The organism is Shewanella yunxiaonensis (assembly GCF_018223345.1).
In the GTDB taxonomy this organism is placed as follows: Bacteria; Pseudomonadota; Gammaproteobacteria; order Enterobacterales; family Shewanellaceae; genus Shewanella; species Shewanella yunxiaonensis.
Genome location: NZ_CP073587.1, coordinates 1 through 18200 on the forward strand (window position 1 = coordinate 1; position 18200 = coordinate 18200).

The 18200-nt window shown below is 45.8% G+C and carries 15 protein-coding genes; 9 read left to right on the forward strand and 6 right to left on the reverse strand.

The features are described 5' to 3' along the window. From dnaA to KDN34_RS00025, 5 genes are all read left to right on the forward strand, one after another. Nucleotides 1-1398 carry a chromosomal replication initiator protein DnaA gene (dnaA, locus tag KDN34_RS00005; protein WP_212594947.1) on the forward strand — a complete coding sequence of 466 codons (1398 nt, stop codon included), beginning with the start codon at nucleotides 1-3 and terminating at the stop codon, nucleotides 1396-1398. Between the two features lie 15 nt (nucleotides 1399-1413). Then, nucleotides 1414-2514, forward strand: a complete 1101-nt coding sequence (gene dnaN, locus KDN34_RS00010; RefSeq protein WP_212594948.1) for a DNA polymerase III subunit beta — start codon at nucleotides 1414-1416, stop codon at nucleotides 2512-2514. Nucleotides 2515-2526: 12 nt separating this feature from the next. Next, on the forward strand, nucleotides 2527-3609 hold the full coding sequence (gene recF, locus KDN34_RS00015; protein ID WP_212594949.1) for a DNA replication/repair protein RecF: 1083 nt from the start codon (nucleotides 2527-2529) through the stop codon (nucleotides 3607-3609). Nucleotides 3610-3625: 16 nt separating this feature from the next. Then, the gene (gene gyrB, locus KDN34_RS00020; RefSeq protein WP_212594950.1) at nucleotides 3626-6043 is read left to right on the forward strand and encodes a DNA topoisomerase (ATP-hydrolyzing) subunit B; all 2418 of its coding nucleotides are present in this window, start codon (nucleotides 3626-3628) and stop codon (nucleotides 6041-6043) included. A gap of 152 nt (nucleotides 6044-6195) precedes the next feature. Further along, entirely contained in the window at nucleotides 6196-7242 is a 1047-nt protein-coding gene (locus KDN34_RS00025; RefSeq protein ID WP_407695778.1) for an HDOD domain-containing protein, read from the forward strand. A 41-nt stretch (nucleotides 7243-7283) separates the two neighbouring features. Here KDN34_RS00025 and glyS read toward each other — a convergent pair whose 3' ends face one another. Further along, nucleotides 7284-9353 (reverse strand): glycine--tRNA ligase subunit beta, encoded by a 2070-nt coding sequence (gene glyS, locus KDN34_RS00030; RefSeq protein WP_212594951.1) that lies wholly within the window; start codon nucleotides 9351-9353, stop codon nucleotides 7284-7286. 12 nt (nucleotides 9354-9365) lie between these two features. Beyond that, entirely contained in the window at nucleotides 9366-10271 is a 906-nt protein-coding gene (gene glyQ, locus KDN34_RS00035; protein WP_212594952.1) for a glycine--tRNA ligase subunit alpha, read from the reverse strand. A 109-nt stretch (nucleotides 10272-10380) separates the two neighbouring features. On the opposite strand from glyQ, the gene KDN34_RS00040 reads away from it, so the two are divergent. Next, a complete protein-coding gene (locus KDN34_RS00040; RefSeq protein WP_212594953.1) occupies nucleotides 10381-10953 on the forward strand; it encodes a DNA-3-methyladenine glycosylase I in 573 nt (190 codons plus the stop codon). Nucleotides 10954-11016: 63 nt separating this feature from the next. On the opposite strand, the gene KDN34_RS00045 is transcribed toward KDN34_RS00040, so the two are convergent. The 4 genes from KDN34_RS00045 to fadB form a co-directional block, all read right to left on the reverse strand. Further along, entirely contained in the window at nucleotides 11017-11463 is a 447-nt protein-coding gene (locus tag KDN34_RS00045) for an MOSC domain-containing protein (protein ID WP_228730384.1), read from the reverse strand. Nucleotides 11464-11474: 11 nt separating this feature from the next. Continuing rightward, entirely contained in the window at nucleotides 11475-11720 is a 246-nt protein-coding gene (gene tusA / locus KDN34_RS00050) for a sulfurtransferase TusA (RefSeq protein WP_212594955.1), read from the reverse strand. Nucleotides 11721-11884: 164 nt separating this feature from the next. Beyond that, nucleotides 11885-13048 carry an acetyl-CoA C-acyltransferase FadA gene (gene fadA, locus KDN34_RS00055; protein ID WP_212594956.1) on the reverse strand — a complete coding sequence of 388 codons (1164 nt, stop codon included), beginning with the start codon at nucleotides 13046-13048 and terminating at the stop codon, nucleotides 11885-11887. A gap of 15 nt (nucleotides 13049-13063) precedes the next feature. Then, nucleotides 13064-15214 (reverse strand): fatty acid oxidation complex subunit alpha FadB, encoded by a 2151-nt coding sequence (fadB, locus tag KDN34_RS00060; protein ID WP_212594957.1) that lies wholly within the window; start codon nucleotides 15212-15214, stop codon nucleotides 13064-13066. A 314-nt stretch (nucleotides 15215-15528) separates the two neighbouring features. Between fadB and KDN34_RS00065 the strand changes: the two genes are divergently transcribed. Genes KDN34_RS00065 through hemG form a run of 3 tightly spaced genes read left to right on the forward strand, consistent with a single transcriptional unit; the run spans nucleotide 15529 to nucleotide 18190 of the window. Further along, on the forward strand, nucleotides 15529-16152 hold the full coding sequence (locus tag KDN34_RS00065) for a YigZ family protein (protein WP_212594958.1): 624 nt from the start codon (nucleotides 15529-15531) through the stop codon (nucleotides 16150-16152). Between the two features lie 53 nt (nucleotides 16153-16205). After that, a complete protein-coding gene (locus KDN34_RS00070) occupies nucleotides 16206-17663 on the forward strand; it encodes a TrkH family potassium uptake protein (RefSeq protein ID WP_212594959.1) in 1458 nt (485 codons plus the stop codon). After that, complete coding sequence (hemG, locus tag KDN34_RS00075; protein WP_212594960.1) at nucleotides 17663-18190, forward strand: menaquinone-dependent protoporphyrinogen IX dehydrogenase; 528 nt, start codon at nucleotides 17663-17665, stop codon at nucleotides 18188-18190. Before KDN34_RS00070 ends, hemG begins: the two co-directional genes overlap by 1 nt. The last annotated feature ends 10 nt before the right edge of the window (nucleotides 18191-18200 follow it).

Consider the following 18200-nt stretch of genomic DNA (forward strand, 5'->3'; position numbering starts at 1 on the left):
GTGACTGTTTCACTATGGCAGCAATGTATCGGCAGATTGCAGGATGAGCTTTCAGCTCAACAGTTCAGTATGTGGATCCGACCATTGCAGGCTGAAATGGATGGTGAGACGTTGGTGTTATACGCGCCTAATCGCTTTGTCTTGGACTGGGTTCGCGATAAATACCTCAATATCATCAATCAGTTTTTCGGTGAACAATTAGGCAGCGAAGCACCTAAATTGCGTTTTGACATTGGTAGTCGACCCGTAGTCAAAGCGGAAGTACCCACGGTGAACAGTGGAGTAAATGGTAAAAGTAATGCCAGACCACTGACTAAACCCAGTGTTGCCGCTGCCTTTAATAATGATGATGATGAACCTGTAAGTAATCATCCCTACCGCAGTAATATTAATCCAACCTATCAATTTGATAATTTCGTTGAAGGTAAATCCAACCAACTGGGTAAAGCTGCGGCACAGCAAGTTTCTGAAAATCCTGGTGGTGCCTATAACCCCCTGTTTCTTTATGGAGGCACTGGTTTAGGTAAAACTCACCTTTTGCATGCAGTCGGCAATGGGATTTTAAAAAATAATCCCAACGCCAAGGTTGTGTACATGCACTCCGAGCGGTTTGTGCAAGATATGGTGAAGGCGCTGCAGAATAACGCGATTGAAGACTTTAAACGTTACTATCGTAGTGTTGATGCATTATTCATTGACGATATTCAGTTTTTTGCCAATAAAGACCGATCGCAAGAAGAGTTTTTCCATACCTTTAACGCGTTATTGGAAGGTAATCACCAGATCATTTTGACCTCTGATCGTTACCCTAAAGAGATCGATGGGGTTGAAGATCGCCTTAAGTCGCGTTTTGGATGGGGATTAACGGTAGCTATTGAGCCGCCAGAGTTGGAAACCCGGGTTGCTATTTTGATGCGTAAGGCGCTGGAAAATGGCATTAGCTTACCAGATGAAGTGGCATTTTTTATTGCCAAACGTCTACGTTCAAACGTGCGTGAACTAGAAGGGGCACTGAACCGGGTAATTGCGAATGCGAACTTTACCGGGCGTCCGATAACTATCGATTTTGTGCGCGAAGCATTACGTGACCTATTGGCTCTGCAGGAAAAATTAGTCACTATAGACAATATTCAGAAAACAGTAGCTGAATACTACAAGATCAAGATGGCGGACATGTTGTCCAAGCGACGTTCTCGTAGTGTTGCCCGTCCAAGACAAATGGCGATGGCGCTCTCTAAAGAGTTGACCAACCAGAGTTTGCCAGAAATTGGTGATGCTTTTGGTGGCCGTGATCATACGACTGTACTGCATGCTTGTCGTAAAATCGCTCAGCTTCGAGAAGAGAGTCACGACATTAAAGAAGATTACGCCAACTTGATTCGAACCTTATCTTCTTAATCAGGGAACAGAATAATGAAATTTTCTATTGATAGGGATGACCTATTAAAGCCGTTACAACTGGTCAGTGGTGCGGTTGAAAGAAGGCATAATTTGCCTATTCTGGCAAACCTCCTTGTGGAAGTAAGTAATCACTCACTAAAGTTTACCGGCACTGATTTAGAAGTTGAACTCGTTGGCAGTGCAGCGCTTAGCGGCGACGTTCAGGAAGGGCGCACTACTGTGCCAGCGAAAAAGTTGCTGGATATTGTGAAGTCTTTGCCGGAACAGACGGAAGTTAAAATTGAACAGCAGGAAAACAAATGGTTACTTCGTTGTGGCCGTAGTCGTTTTTCTCTGGCAACTTTGCCCGCTGAAGAATACCCCAATGTTGAAAGCTTTCAGCCCAATATATCGTTCACAATCAAGCAAGGCACACTGAAGTCTATTATTGAAGCCACGCAGTTTTCGATGGCTAACCAGGATGTTCGTTACTATTTAAACGGACTGTTATTTGAGACCGAAGGTAATGTTTTACGAGCGGTTGCGACTGACGGCCATCGATTGGCGTTGAGTCACCGTATGCTGGAGGCCTCTTTGCCTGAAAATCAGGTAATTGTACCTCGTAAAGGTGTGATGGAATTAGCGCGGCTACTTGATGCAGAGGATCAAGATATCGAGATAGCTATCGGGGATAACGCTATTCGTGCCACAACTGCTGCTGCAGTACTCACCAGTAAGTTGGTGGATGGTCGTTTCCCTGATTATCGTCGCGTATTACCTAAGGGTGGCGACAAGATTGTATTGGCGAGTCGTAATGCTTTGCGTCAGGCGTTACTGCGTGCGTCCATTCTGTCTAATGAGAAGTTCCGTGGGGTGCGGGTTCAGTTGGAGAATGCCTTACTGAAAATCACCGCTAATAACCCCGAGCAAGAAGAAGCAGAAGAAATTATCGATGTTGAATATTCAGGAGAGTCTCTTGAAATCGGCTTTAACGTTTCTTACCTGCTGGACGTCCTTAACAGTCTTAAATCTGACGATGTACGTATTACCCTCAGTGACGGAAATTCCAGTGCGCTGATTGAAAACCATCAGGAAGAAGACTCAATGTATGTTGTAATGCCAATGCGGCTCTAAGCCGGGCGTTGAATGAGCCTTAGCCTTTTCAATATTCAACACTTTCGCAATCTTGTTTCAGCCCAATTGCAACCAGGCAATGGGCTGAATCTTATTTATGGGCAAAATGGTAGCGGCAAGACCAGTATTTTAGAGGCAATTTATTTCCTTGGGATGGGCCGCTCCTTTAGAAGTCATTTAGCGCAGCGTGTAATAGGCAATGAGCAAGAACAGTTAACCCTGTTTGCGCGACTACGATCAGCAGATGCCGAACATAAGGTTGGGGTTCGCCGCTATCGGAATGGTGACACAGAAGTACGTATTGATGGCGAGAAAATAAGACGTTTATCCGTACTTGCTGAGACGTTACCAATACAACTCATCACCCCAGAAAGCTTTTCCTTGCTGTTTGAAGGTCCCAAGGCGCGTCGGCAGTTTATCGATTGGGGAGCCTTTCATGCTGACCCTAATTTTTATCCTCAATGGATGAATGTCCGGCGAGTTTTGAAACAACGAAACCAGTTATTGCGGGATGGCGCCAGCTATCAGCAGATTGCCTATTGGGACCGTGAATTTGTGCGTTATTCAGAAGCGGTTACCGACATACGAAACGATTATGTGGACTCGTTAAATAACCTGTTAAAGGGTATAATCGGAGAGTTTTTACCACAGGCAGACATCAGGGTTTCATTCACGCGTGGCTGGGACGGTAAAACCACATTGGTCGAGCTGTTAGAAGCTCAATACAGCCGCGATGTGGCGATGGGATTTACGGTGAGCGGACCCCATAAAGCGGATTTGCGCTTAAGGGTGGCTAATTTGCCAGCGCAGGACGCATTATCCCGTGGTCAGCTTAAGTTATTGGTGTGTGCGTTGCGGATTGCACAGGGAAAGTTGCTTAAACAACAGCTGGATAAAGATAGTATCTATCTGGTCGACGATTTGCCGTCAGAACTGGATGCCAAACATAGAAAGTTATTGCTACAGCAATTGGCTGAGACTGGTGCGCAGGTATTTGTTACCGCCATCGATCCAGCAGCAATAGCTGATTCATTAAGCACTCCACCGGAACGGATTTTCCGGGTAGAACAGGGGAGTGTGACGGTCATTGAATAACCGATGAGAGATTAGTATGTCAGAGAATAGTTATGATTCTTCGAGTATCAAGGTTCTGAAAGGCCTTGATGCGGTTCGTAAAAGACCCGGAATGTATATTGGTGATACCGATGATGGCACGGGTTTGCATCATATGGTATTCGAAGTGGTTGATAACTCCATCGACGAGGCTCTGGCGGGTTACTGTAAGGACATCGTGATTACCATCCACATGGATGGTTCGGTATCAGTCAAAGATGATGGTCGTGGTATTCCCGTGGCTATCCACCAAGAAGAAGGGGTTTCTGCCGCACAGGTGATTATGACTGTGCTGCACGCCGGCGGTAAATTTGATGATAACTCTTACAAAGTGTCAGGCGGTTTGCACGGCGTTGGGGTTTCTGTCGTTAACGCACTGTCAGAAAAATTAAAGCTGACAATTCGCCGTGATGGCAAAACTTACGAACAGTACTACAGCCACGGAAACCCAGTTGATCCGATTAAAGAGATTGGTACCTCTGAGCACACTGGCACTGAAATTCGTTTCTGGCCAAGTAAACTGACCTTTACCGACGTTGAGTTTCATTACGAAATTCTGGCAAAGCGTGTACGGGAATTATCATTTCTTAACTCAGGTGTTGGCATCCGCCTAATTGACGAACGCGACCATAAAGACGACTTCTTCCATTACGAAGGGGGGATTCGCGCCTTTGTTGAATACCTGAACCGCAATAAGACCCCGGTTAACAAAGATATTTTCCATTTTTCTCAAGAACGAGATGACGGCATCACGGTTGAAGTTGCGATGCAATGGAATGACGGTTTTCAGGAAAATATTCTGTGTTTTACCAATAACATTCCACAACGGGATGGGGGTACACACTTAGCGGGCTTCCGTGCCGCGTTAACCCGTAACCTTAATAACTATATGGAAGCCGAAGGTTACAATAAGAAGAATAAAACCAATGCTACCGGTGACGATGCGCGCGAAGGTCTGACAGCGGTTATCTCGGTTAAAGTACCAGATCCTAAATTCAGCTCCCAGACCAAAGATAAACTGGTGTCTAGTGAGGTTAAGACAGCGGTAGAGCAGACCATGGCTGAAAAGCTCAACGATTACCTGCTGGAAAATCCTAACGAAGCACGTTTGGTGGTCAGTAAAATTATTGATGCTGCCCGTGCCCGTGAAGCCGCTCGTAAAGCTCGTGAAATGACCCGCCGTAAGGGCGTGTTGGACCTGGGAGGCTTGCCTGGTAAATTGGCGGATTGTCAGGAAAAAGACCCTGGTTTGTCAGAAATCTACATTGTGGAAGGGGACTCGGCTGGTGGCAGTGCCAAACAGGGCCGAAATCGTAAAAATCAGGCTATTCTGCCGCTGAAAGGTAAGATCCTTAACGTAGAAAAAGCGCGTTTTGACAAGATGTTATCTTCCCAAGAAGTGGCCTCACTGATCACCGCCCTTGGGTGTGGTATTGGTCGTGATGAATATAACCCGGATAAGACTCGTTACCACTACATTATCATCATGACCGATGCTGACGTGGATGGCTCACATATCCGTACGCTGTTGCTGACATTCTTCTTCCGGCAGATGCCTGAGTTGCTGGAACGTGGTTATGTGTATATCGCCCAACCACCACTGTTTAAGGTTAAGAAAGGTAAGCAAGAACAGTATCTTAAGGATGAATCTGCGTTAACTGAGTATCTGACTTCGCAAGCGCTGGACGGTGGTTGTATCTATCCATCTAAAGATGCGCCAGCGATGTCTGGGGCAGCATTAGAGCGCCTGGTTCTGCAATATCGCGAAGTCGAGCATACCATCGAAAAACTGGAAAAACGTTTTCCGGCAAATGTGACAGATCGCATGATCTATCATCCTCGAGTCACTGCGGACATGCTTGCTGATGAGACACAGATGGTCGCTTGGTGTAAGGCCTTACTGGAAGATCTGCAAAATCGCGAAACACATGGTGTGCTTTATAAGCTTGAGCCCATATTAGAGCCTGAACGTAAGGTCTATCTGCCGCAATTAACAGTTCGCAAGCATGGTATCGATAGTCACTACCTGTTTAGTTTTGACTTTTTCCATGGCGCTGATTACAAGCGTATTGCTGATCTGGGTGAGCAGCTCGACGGTTTGATTGAAACCTCGGGTTATGTACAGCGTGGTGAGCGTAAGAAAGATGTTAGTACCTTTGCTGAAGCGCTTGAATGGCTGGTGGCAGAGTCTAAACGGGGCATTTATATTCAACGCTATAAAGGGTTGGGGGAAATGAATCCAGAACAGCTGTGGGAAACCACGATGGACCCTGAGACTCGTCGGATGCTGCAGGTGACTATTGAGGATGCATTAGCTGCGGATCAACTGTTTAACACACTGATGGGGGATGCGGTTGAGCCTCGTCGTGAGTTCATTGAGTCCAATGCGTTGCACGTATCTAACTTGGACGTATAGCGATTTAATAATCGGTAGAAAGGGAAGACTTCGGTCTTCCTTTTTTATGCCTATTAAATACCACTTAGCTCAAATCTTGATCGTATAGTATTGGGATGCGATTGTGGCGGACGCTATAATCAGCAAATATCAACGAAGGTGGTGAGATAGCAGTGTTGGGGATATTTAAAAAGCTGTTTAATATCAGAGACGATATCAACATTGAGCGACCACAAAGTTTTTCGGGGGCACCAACGCCTATTGCGCAAGAGCTGCACAAGGTTAGTCAGCATGTCGCTATGGTGAGTGCAGACGAGCGTCTGGAGGCATCTGTCGATGCTACAGCGCTGTTTTATAGCTTGTTATTTTCTGTCGGCAAAGATAGTGGTGGAGTGGCAAATGCTTTAGAGCGGCGAGTATTGGCTGCGGTGGAACAGGCGTTAATGTCCCCACAGCAGGTTGCAGCTAACGTCTTAAAACTCCCAGGCAGAATTATGGAACTGGATCGTAAGCTTAGTGATCCAGAATTTTGTAGCCAGGATATTGTTAAGATCATCCAACAAGATCCAGTGTTAAGTGCTGACGTCATTCAAGCGTGTAATGCACCTGTATTCCGACGCTCCGAACGTAGTATTACCAATTTGCCTCAGGCGCTGGTCGTACTGGGGAGTGAGCGGCTACGACGTATTGTCACAACTTGTATGATGAAGGAGATGATAGCGATTAAACCTATCTATTTCCGACGTTTTGGTGCTCAGTTATGGCGGCATTCACTGCAAGTCGCTTTTCTGGCTGGTGAACTTGATAAGCAACACTCCGACACAGCTTTTATGGTGGGCTTACTACATGATGTCGGCAAGATTGCCATATTCAAGTTGTTGCTCGACGTTTTTAATCAGACAGATCCATCTGAACAGCCTAAATCCTGGCTATTTCGTCAGGTCATGACCGCCAGATCATTGGAGTTAAGCAGTTTATTAGTCAGTTGTTGGCAACTTCCCGCAACGTTTGCTGAGACATTATCTCCATTAGCAAGTTCGTTAGCTCCTGCCGCTGGTTTGTCTCGAGTTGTTTGGCAGGCAAATGTGATCAGTGAGTGTTCGATGTTGTACGAAGAAGGACGTTTGGCAGAACCGTTACTGGATAATCTATTGAGTGAAATAGCTTTATCACCGCAACAGTTTCTTTTTTATCACAATAAAATCAAAGAGATAAAATAAAGGCGCCCGTTGGCGCCTTTATTTCAACCAGTCACACAGTGTTATTGCAATAGTGAAATGTCTGCTACTCGCAGGAACTGGTCACGTAATTGATTTAGCAGAGCCAAACGGTTATCACGTAGTGCCGCGTCATCAGCCATGACCATAACCTGATCAAAAAATTGATCAACGTCCTCGCGCAACTCAGCCAACTTGGTGAGTGCCTGTTGATAGTTTCCTGAGTCAAATAATGGTGTTAATTCTGGTATCAGATCGTTTAATGCTGTTGCCAGCGTCACTTCTGCCGGCTCTGTCAATAGCTCTTTAGCTATCGTATTTGGCAACTCACCTTCAACCTTGGACAAGATGTTTGATACACGCTTGTTGGCTGCTGCGAGTGCTGCGGCCTGCTCCATTTCTCGGAAGTGGGCAACGGCTAGAATACGGTCATCAAAATCAGCTGGTTTTGTTGGGTAACGAGCTAACACCGATAGGATTACATCAGTACTGATACCTTTGTCCTGGTACCAAGCGCGGAAACGTCCCATCAGGAACTCAAGCACTTCAGCAGCAGTATTGCCGTTAGTTAAGTTGCCGCCATGAGCTTTGACCGCGCCAGCAATTATATCGACTAAGTCCAGTGGCAGTTTGTTTTCAACAATAATACGCAAAACTCCAATGGCGGCGCGGCGCAGTGCAAATGGATCTGCTGCACCCTTTGGCGCTTGTCCGATGCCAAAAATCCCTGTCAGGGTGTCCAACTTTTCCGCCAGTGCAACAGCACAACTTACGGGAGTTGTTGGCACGGAATCGCCGGAGAAACGGGGTTTGTATTGTTCATCCAATGCCAGTGCTACTGCTTCAGTTTCACCATCCAGACGCGCATAGTGCATACCCATGGTGCCTTGAGTATCGGTAAACTCCATCACCATGTTGGTCATGAGGTCAGTCTTAGATAATAAGCCTGCTCTTTTCGCATCAATAACATTTGCATTGATGCTCGCTGCGATACTACCTGCCACTTCTGAGATGCGCTGAACGCGGTCTTTAAGAGTGCCTAATTGTTTCTGGAATACCACAGTGTCTAGGCTGTCAATTCGAGAGGCGAGGGTGTGCTTCTTGTCGGTATTGAAGAAGAACTCTGCATCTGCAAGACGTGGTCGCACGACCTTTTCATTACCCGCAATGATTTGTGATGGATCTTTTGATTCAATGTTGGCGACAAAAATGAAGTGTGGCATCAGTTTGCCTGCAGCATCAAAAACCGGGAAGTACTTCTGGTCGCCCTTCATGGTATAAACCAGTGCTTCCGCTGGGACTGCCAGGAATTTTTCTTCGAAAGCTGCCGTCAGTACGACAGGCCATTCCACTAAAGAGGTCACTTCTTCCAGGAGACTGTCGCTGATATCCGCTTTACCACCGATTTTTATTGCAGCGGCTTCGGCATCTGCTTTTATGATGGCTTTGCGCTTATCGTAGTCCGCTATCACTTTGCCACGTTCATATAAGGTGCTGAGATAGTTGTCGGCATGATCTAATTCAAAGCTGGCTTCGCCCATGAAACGATGGCCGCGAATGGTGCGTGCAGAATTGATACCCAGTACAGTGCCTGGAACCACCTTATCGGCCAGTAACATAGTGACGGTGTGAACCGGACGAATAAACTGGGTCTTGTTATTGCCCCAGCGCATAGGTTTAGGAATAGGGAGTTTATCCAGCGCTTGTTGGGCCATTGTTGGAATCAACTGTTCGGTACTGACACCATTAACTTTGGCGTGATAGACCAACCATTCGCCTTTGTCGGTGGCTAGTCGTTCTGCCTGAGCAACGGTAATGCCATTACCACGCGCCCAGCCCTGTGCCGCTTTGGTTGGGTTACCCTCAGTGTCAAACGCAGCGGCAACAGAGGGTCCACGCTTTTCAATAACTTTATCTTCTTGCGCCAGTGCTAGCTGCTCAATATAAAGCGCTAATCTTCTGGGCGCGGCATACCAGCATGCCTTAGAAAAAGGTATTTCTGCTTTATTTAATTCGTCTGTGAAATTGCCAAGGAAAGATTCCGCCAGACTGCGCAAGGCTTTGGGTGGGAGCTCTTCCGTACCGATTTCGATGAGTAAGTTTTCAAAATTCATTAACGTCTAACCTCACTTACACATTGGGAAACCCAGAGCCTCCCGGGCCTGGTAATAAGCTTCAGCTACCGCTTTCGCCATGGTTCGTACGCGCAGGATGTAGCGCTGCCGTTCAGTAACTGATATGGCATGGCGTGCATCTAGCAGGTTGAATGCGTGTGATGCTTTCATGACTTGTTCGTAGGCGGGCAATGGTAAAGGCTTTTCTAAATCTAATAGTTTTTGACAGCTCTTTTCGCATTGATCGAACATACCAAAAAGGAAATCTACGTCGGCGTATTCGAAGTTGTAAGCTGACTGTTCAACTTCATTTTGATGGAATACATCGCCATAGGTGATTTTACCTAGCGGACCATCGGTCCAGACCAAATCGTAGACACTATTTACGCCCTGGATATACATAGCTAAACGCTCCAGACCGTAAGTTATTTCTCCCGTTACCGGGCTACACTCCAGGCCACCAACTTGTTGGAAGTAAGTGAATTGGGTTACTTCCATACCATTCAACCAGACTTCCCAGCCCAGACCCCAAGCACCCAGTGTTGGTGATTCCCAGTTATCTTCAACAAAGCGAATATCATGGACTGTAGGGTCTATCCCCAGTGCTTTTAATGAGCCTAGATATAGTTCCTGGATATTATCCGGAGATGGCTTCAGAACCACCTGAAACTGATAATAGTGTTGTAAGCGGTTTGGGTTCTCACCATAACGGCCATCTGTTGGTCGGCGAGAGGGTTGTACGTAAGCGCTGCTCATAGGCTCAGGCCCTAAAGAGCGCAGGAATGTTTGTGGGTGAAATGTCCCAGCCCCAACTTCCATATCCAGAGGTTGCACGATTGCACAGCCTTGCTGTGCCCAATAATCCTGCAGGGTCAAAATGAAGCCCTGGAATGTTTTCACATCATATTTGGTCGTCATGTCTACTGCTGTCAGCCGTCTATAGAAAATGGTTCCGATTATACCTTGTAGACCATGGCTTATGTAGGTTATTTTTTATCGAGTATCAGTTTTTAAAGGAATTCTTTAGATGGAAAAGCATCGGTGTGGCTGGGTTTCGGCTGATCCTTTATATCAGCAGTATCATGACGAAGTGTGGGGCAGGCCGGTTTATGATAGCCAACAACTGTTTGCTAAATTGTGCTTGGATGGACAGCAGGCTGGATTGTCCTGGATTACCATTTTACGTAAACAAGCTAACTACGAAGTGCTATTTTCCAATTTTGACCCCAAAATTGTCGCCTTGTATGACGAGAGTAAGGTCACGGAATTGTTGCAAAATCCAGGAATTATCCGTAATCGAGCGAAGGTTAATTCAATTATTCAAAATGCTCGGGCCTATTTAAAATTTATCGAGCAGGGTAATGACTTTTCAAAATTTTTATGGGGATTCGTCGGTGGTAAGCCTTTGATTAATTGCTACACCAATTTGTCTGACGTTCCTGCCCAAACTCCGGAGTCAGAAGCGATGTCTAAGGCGCTTAAAAAGCTTGGATTTAATTTTTGTGGTCCGACTATCTGTTATGCTTTTATGCAGGCTGTAGGAATGGTAAATGATCATCTAGTAGATTGTTTCTGTTATTCGGAAACTAATTACTCTTAATCTAAAGTAGGGTTTTACTGGTGGATGTTCCACGTGGAACATCCACCAGTAAAATTACAAGTGCTATTCTGGCTGGTCTGAAATAATAACTGCATTCCCTTTTGTCACGTTACCTTCTCTAATCACTCTACAGGTAACTCCACCTCTCCAATCGGTAACTAATGCCGCTTCAAGTCCAGGGTATTCTTGCTCCATATTTTTGCATGGATTGGTTTCGCCAGTTATCTCAAGAATGACGTTGCCAATTTTAAGGAATTGTCCGACAGAATCAGCACCAAAACGGACACCGTCAATAAGTAAATTAGCTCTTCTGGCCAGCCAAGAAATAGAAGTCCCTAACTCATTACAGGTATCAAGCCATTGCTGCCGAGATAGTACAGTCACTTGTCGAGGACCAGGCTTACCAAAAATATCATGTTCCACACCTGATTGTGTTGAAATGAAAGCCTTGTTAATTTCCAACATGGGCCTTTTTCGCCCGTCCTTAAAAGCGATAGCCTGTAATTCCATGGACATCTCTGTTATAGCCCCTTTCGAATGAGGTAACGATAGGGGGTTACGGTTGTATCGCTTGCTACCAGGGTATGATCCATAAACTGACAAAAACTTGGAATATCCCGAGTGGTCGCCGGGTCATCGGCAATGATCAACAATGTTTCTCCATCAGCCATATGACGGACTTTTTTTCGCAGCATCATGACAGGCTCAGGACACCGTAACCCCAATGCATCAAGTTGATGTTGAGCACTACCAAAATCTTCGTTCATTTTTTACCTCTTGAGAACGTATGGCTGGAAAATCTATTCGATATGTTACTGCAAGCAGCAGCAAAGAACCAAGGGCAGTGCAAATATTTGGATATGTTCCACGTGGAACAAAAAAGCCAGCGTTAAAAGCTGGCTAGAGGAGAGGAGTACCGAAGATGGAAAATTTAAACACGCTCGAAGATTGTGGCAATTCCTTGTCCTAGTCCTATACACATAGTCGCCAGGCCAATAGATACGTTTTTAGATTCCATTAAGTTAATCAGTGTGGTCGATATTCTGGCACCGGAACATCCCAATGGATGACCTAAAGCGATAGCTCCGCCATTAAGATTTACCTTGTCATCGATTTGTTCCAATAAACCCAGATCCTTAACACAAGGGAGCGATTGTGCTGCAAAGGCTTCGTTTAGCTCTACCAACTCAATATCTGCCATGTTCATCCCTGCACGTGCCAGCGCTTTCTTAGTCGCAGGAACTGGGCCATACCCCATGATGGCGGGATCACAACCAGCCGTCGCCATTGAGCGAATTCTCGCGCGAATAGATAAGCCTAAATCCTTCGCCTTTTGCTCTTCCATCACGAGCATTGCTGCTGCACCGTCTGAGAGCGCAGAAGAGGTTCCCGCTGTTACTGTACCATTTGCTGGATCAAATACCGGCTTTAAGGCGGCAAGAGATTCAAGTGTTGTTTCAGGACGAATAACTTCGTCATAATCAACAGATATTAAAGCACCGTTGCTATCATGGCCGTTAATCACCTGGATTTCATTGGCAAATCGTCCCTCAACTGTTGCAGCATAAGCCCGCTGATGTGATCTTAGGGCAAAGGTATCTTGCATTTCGCGACTAATCCCATGCAGCTTGCCCAGTAACTCGGCCGTCAACCCCATCATTCCCGAAGCCTTGGCAACGTTAATGGAAATGCCTGGATGAAAATCAACACCGTGGGTCATCGGCACATGACCCATATGTTCAACTCCACCGATGATAAAGGTATCGCCCATACCCACCATGATAGATTTTGCTGCTTGATGAATTGCTTCCATTGATGAGCCACAAAGACGATTAACCGTCACCGCGCCCACCTCTTTAGGTAGTCCTGCCAGTAATGTGGCATTGCGGCCGATATTAAATCCTTGTTCTAAAGTTTGTTGTACACAACCCCAAATAACATCTTCAATATCAGTTGGCAGTAACTGAGGATTTCTACGCAACAAAGATTTCATAAGCTCAGCAGATAAGGTTTCTGCACGAACATTTCGAAAAACACCACCTTTGGAACGTCCCATGGGGGTACGAATACAATCAACGATAACTGCATTTTTCATGGCAGATTCCTTAAATTAGTTCTGATAATAGTGGCCGTTTTCCGCGGCTAGTTGTCGCATGGTGTCAGTGACCTGATACAAAGCTCCGAGATAGGCATATTTATCTGCCCAAGCGACATAATTGGCAATTCCCATCGTTTCTATATAGCGGAATACACCACCTCTAAACGGTGGAAAGCCCAGGCCATATACCAGTCCCATATCTGCTTCAGCCGGAGAGGCTACAATGCCTTCTTCGAGACAGCGTACCGTTTCGTTAATCATGGGGATCATCGTCCGGGCAATAATATCGTCAGCAGTAAACTCCTTGAGTGGGCCAAATGCTGCGGATAACAATGCATATGTGGTGGCATCTACGTCCTTTTTGGGCTTTCCCTTTTTATCTGGGGTATAACGATAGAAGCCTTGGCCATTTTTTTGTCCTAGGCGATTTTGCGCGAACATCAATTGCAAAGCATCGTGTTCACTGGGGGTCATTCGCTCGGGAAATCCCTGTGCCATAACCGCTTGGGCGTGATGGCCAGTATCCATTCCAACAACATCAAGTAAATACGCCGGCCCCATTGGCCAACCAAATTGCTTTTCCATGACTTTATCAATCGTCGCAAAGTCTGCACCATCCGCAATCAATCCATTAAATCCAGCGAAGTATGGAAACAGCACACGATTGACGAAAAAGCCAGGACAGTCGTTCACGACGATAGGGGTTTTCCCCATCTTGCTTGCGTAGGCAACTACCGTGGCGATAGTAGAATCTGAAGTGTCCCTACCACGAATAATCTCCACCAGCGGCATTTTGTGAACCGGGTTGAAGAAATGCATACCGCAGAAGCGCTCAGGCTTCTTAAGGCTGTTGGCGAGCAAATTGATGGATATTGTTGAGGTGTTGGACGCGATAACTGCATTATCAGTCACCACTTGCTCTACTTCTGCTAACACCATACTTTTTACTTTGGGATTTTCAACTACAGCCTCTACCACAATATCTACTGGTTTAACGGCGGAATAATCCAATGCAGGCGTAATCGCATTTAGTACCTGTGCCATTTTTTGTGGCGAAGAGCGACCTCGTTCAACTTGTGCTGTCAGCAGTTTGGCAGCTTCAGATAGTCCTAATGCCAGTGCGCTTTCATTAATATCTTTCATTACTATCGGGGTGCCTTTGCTGGCACTCTGATAAGCAATACCCCCGCCCATGATACCGGCACCTAACACCGCTGCATGTGAGACTGGATGCGCTGATTTTATCGACTTTTTGGCTTTGCTCTTTACTAACTGATCATTGAGAAATATACCAACTAATGCTTTGGCAACGTCCGTTTTTGCCAGTTTTGCAAATGCGTGATGCTCTACCTGTAATGCCTGTTGCCGTGGCATTTTAGCTGCTTGCTCAATTACGTTTACTGCAGCCATTGGTGCCGGGTAATGCTTACCCGCAACAGTGAACACCATCCCTTTAGCGGTGCTGAAACACATCATTGCTTCCATTTTATCTAGCTGAAGCGGTTGTTGCTTTTGTTGACGTTTTGATTGCCACTCCAATTTTCCGGCAATGGCATCGTCAAGCATTTGTAAGGCAGCCGCTTGTAGATTTTCAGGCGTAGTAACGGCATCAAAGAACCCCACTTTTAATGCATCATCGGGTCGTTGATCTTTGCCAGTGGTAATCCATTCAAGCGCGTTGTCAGCACCAATAAGTCGAGGCAGTCGCACTGTGCCGCCAAAACCAGGAATGATCCCTAACTTGGTCTCGGGTAATCCGACTTTTGCGGTGCTGTCGCCAACACGGAAATCGGTAGATAAAATGGCTTCACAACCGCCACCCAGAGCATAGCCATTAACAGCAGACACTGTGGGATATGGCAAATCTTCCAACTTATTGAAAATACTATTCGCTAGCTGTAGCCAGGATAAAAGCACTTCATCTGCTTCGGCAAACAATGTCAGAAATTCGGTTATATCAGCGCCTACGATAAAACTATCTTTTGCTGAGGTGAGGACTAATCCCCGAACATCAGGTGTGGCTATTAATGCGTTTAATGCGGCATCGAGTGATGTTAGGGTTTCTTGGTCAAACTTGTTTACTGAACCATCTGAATTAAAGCGAATATTCGCAATTTGGGTGTCAAGAAGTTCAACCTGGATACTGTTACTTTGATAGATCATTCTGCATTCCTTATGCACAGGGCTGCGAGTTTGCCATCGTGGGATTGTGGCCATTTGTTGATCAGTGTGCGGTGAAATATCACAAATTACAACAGTCAATTTAAACGGTTGTTTGATTTTGGGTTGATAAAGCGCGGTTGTGATCCAAGTGAGATTTATAATGTATTGTTATTTATACAGTTAAATGGCATTTTGCGATCATTGATAGAGTATCATCCTTAAGTCGTAGATGATGATATTGAGGGGCTCTGTTGCAGTCGAATGAGTGACACGGGCAAAATAAGTAAGCAAGTTAATATCCATCAGAGCGTATTGTGTTGAATAGCTATCCCATACCCGCAGCGGACGTTACGTTTGAGGAAGAAATAAAACACAGTCGTTTTATTACCGTGCTTTTTCCCTGTGCGTCACCAGAAGATTTCAAACAAAAAGTTGAACAGCTAAAAGCGGCTTATCCTGCTGCCAATCACTACTGTCAGGCGGTCATCTGGAATGAGCCGCAAAACGCTGCTGCGATGGGATGTAGTGATGATGGTGAACCCTCCGGTAGTGCTGGTCGACCGATGCTTAATGTTTTGCAAGGTGCGGGTATTGGTGAGATCGGCGCGGTTGTGATTCGTTATTTCGGTGGCGTAAAACTTGGTGTTGGCGGACTGGTACGTGCATATAGTTCCGGTGTTAAGAATGCGTTAGTACGTCTGTCAAAGGTGACCAAGATTAAAAGAGTTCGGGCAATGCTAGATTGTCAGTACTCTCACCTAGCTGACGTTGAGCACTATCTAACGTTGTTTGAAGTCTGTATCACTGAGCGGGTGTTTACTCAGCATGTCACTTTGCAGTTAGAAATTCCCGTATCAAGCCAAGAAGAATTGCAGGCGGTGCTACAGCAAATAAGCCAAGGGCAACTGCAGCTCAGCTTTTCCAATGAACCGTTGTAAAAACTGTGTAACAATAACTAAGTTACCGACTACGCGACTTGGCAAAGGGCTACATGCACTACCGCACGATTACCCGTATCACCGGATTACTGGTGGGCTTATTTTCCATAACCATGGTTCCGCCAGCGTTGGTGGCGCTATTTTATGAAGATGGCGGTGGTGCTGCTTTCTTCCAGTCCTTTGCAATCAGCTTAGTTCTGGGGTTCATATTGTGGTATCCCAATCGCCAATACAAAGCAGATTTAAGAACCAGAGAAGGCTTTCTAATCGTCGTCTTGTTCTGGACTGTTTTAGGCGGGATTGGAACCTTACCTTTTTTGTTGGTTCAGCATCCAGATCTATCGATTGCAGACAGTATCTTTGAGTCTTTTTCGGCGCTGACAACTACAGGAGCCACAGTTATTGTTGGCCTTGATGAATTGCCCAAAGCGGTTTTATTCTATCGACACCAACTACAATGGCTGGGCGGCATGGGAATCATCGTGCTGGCAGTGGCCATTTTACCGGTGTTGGGGATCGGAGGTATGCAGTTATACCGTGCAGAAATACCTGGGCCGGTTAAAGACAGTAAGATGACCCCAAGGATTGCAGAAACAGCTAAAACGTTGTGGTATATCTATCTGTTATTGACCGTCGCCTGTGCCTTAGCGTTCTGGTATGCCGGTATGCCCATTTTTGATGCTGTTTGTCATTCCTTCTCGACCATTGCTATTGGCGGATTCTCTACGCATGACGCCAGTATTGGCTATTATCAAAGTCCGTTAATTAATACCATCTGTATGGTGTTTTTGCTGATTGCTGCGGTTAATTTCAGTCTGCATTTTGCGGCATTTTCCCGGCGAGGGATTAATTTCCGAATCTATTTTCAGGATGCTGAATTTAAGGCGTTAATTGTTATTCAATTGGCGTTGGGTGCCATTTGTTTTGTCACATTATTGCATAGCGGAATTTACGACTCTCCGGAACAGACGTTGGATTACGCACTATTTCAGGCCGTTTCGATTTCGACGACCGCCGGCTTTAGTACGGAAAGCTTTCATTCCTGGCCATTGTTTTTACCGATTTTACTGATTTTTTCCAGCTTTATTGGCGGCTGTGGTGGTTCTACCGCAGGTGGCATCAAGGTGATTCGTGCCGTATTACTGTTCTTACAGGGGGCGCGGGAACTTAAACGGTTAATTCATCCCAAGGCGATGTTTGCCATCCGTTTGGGCAACCGTTCGTTACCAGACCGAGTCGTTGATGCTGTGTGGGGATTTTTTTCCGCTTACACTTTAGTATTTATTATCTCTATGCTGATCTTAATGGCGTTAGGCATGGACGCCATTACCTCATTTAGTGCCACTGCAGCGTGCCTGAACAATTTGGGACCGGGTCTTGGTGATGTAGCGTCAAATTACGCTACAGTATCTGATGGTGCCAAATATGTACTGGTGGTGGCTATGTTATTTGGGCGCCTGGAAATTTTTACACTACTGGTTCTTTTTACTCCTACCTTTTGGAAAGATTGATGCACAATACCCTGATTATCTATTCGACCGTTGACGGTCACACCCATCGTATTTGTGAGGTAATTGCTGAGGAATTACGGCATAACGGCGAACAAGTCAGTTTGGTTGAATTATCAAAGGTATCGGAAACACAGTTAACACAATGCGATAAAGTATTGATTGGTGCCAGTATTCGCTATGGCAAGCACCGGCCAGCGCTCTATCAGTTTATTAATCGCCATAAAGCGTTGTTGGATGCCAGGATTAACGGCTTCTTTACGGTGAATGTGGTTGCGCGTAAGCCAGAGAAAAACACACCAGAAACCAATCCTTACATGCAGAAGTTTTTGCAATTATCACTTTGGCAGCCACAACAGTTAGGGGTATTTGCTGGGAAAATTGTTTATGCCGATTACAGTTGGTTAGACCGCACCATGATCCGCTTTATTATGTGGATGACGAAAGGCCCTACCGACACCTCCCAAGCCTATGAATTTACAGACTGGGAGAACGTGCGGCGGTTTGCGAGGGAGTTTGCGGCTCGCTAACGATGTGTGC

Excerpts from the sequence above, each read along its gene's own strand:
- dnaN (WP_212594948.1), top strand. The coding sequence starts at position 1,414 with ATGAAATTTTCTATTGATAGGGATGACCTATTAAAGCCGTTACAACTG.
- recF (WP_212594949.1), top strand. The coding sequence starts at position 2,527 with ATGAGCCTTAGCCTTTTCAATATTCAACACTTTCGCAATCTTGTTTCA.
- gyrB (WP_212594950.1), top strand. The coding sequence starts at position 3,626 with ATGTCAGAGAATAGTTATGATTCTTCGAGTATCAAGGTTCTGAAAGGC.
- glyS (WP_212594951.1), bottom strand. The coding sequence starts at position 9,353 with ATGAATTTTGAAAACTTACTCATCGAAATCGGTACGGAAGAGCTCCCA.
- glyQ (WP_212594952.1), bottom strand. The coding sequence starts at position 10,271 with ATGACGACCAAATATGATGTGAAAACATTCCAGGGCTTCATTTTGACC.
- KDN34_RS00040 (WP_212594953.1), top strand. The coding sequence starts at position 10,381 with ATGGAAAAGCATCGGTGTGGCTGGGTTTCGGCTGATCCTTTATATCAG.
- KDN34_RS00045 (WP_228730384.1), bottom strand. The coding sequence starts at position 11,463 with ATGGAATTACAGGCTATCGCTTTTAAGGACGGGCGAAAAAGGCCCATG.
- tusA (WP_212594955.1), bottom strand. The coding sequence starts at position 11,720 with ATGAACGAAGATTTTGGTAGTGCTCAACATCAACTTGATGCATTGGGG.
- fadA (WP_212594956.1), bottom strand. The coding sequence starts at position 13,048 with ATGAAAAATGCAGTTATCGTTGATTGTATTCGTACCCCCATGGGACGT.
- fadB (WP_212594957.1), bottom strand. The coding sequence starts at position 15,214 with ATGATCTATCAAAGTAACAGTATCCAGGTTGAACTTCTTGACACCCAA.
- KDN34_RS00070 (WP_212594959.1), top strand. The coding sequence starts at position 16,206 with ATGCACTACCGCACGATTACCCGTATCACCGGATTACTGGTGGGCTTA.
- hemG (WP_212594960.1), top strand. The coding sequence starts at position 17,663 with ATGCACAATACCCTGATTATCTATTCGACCGTTGACGGTCACACCCAT.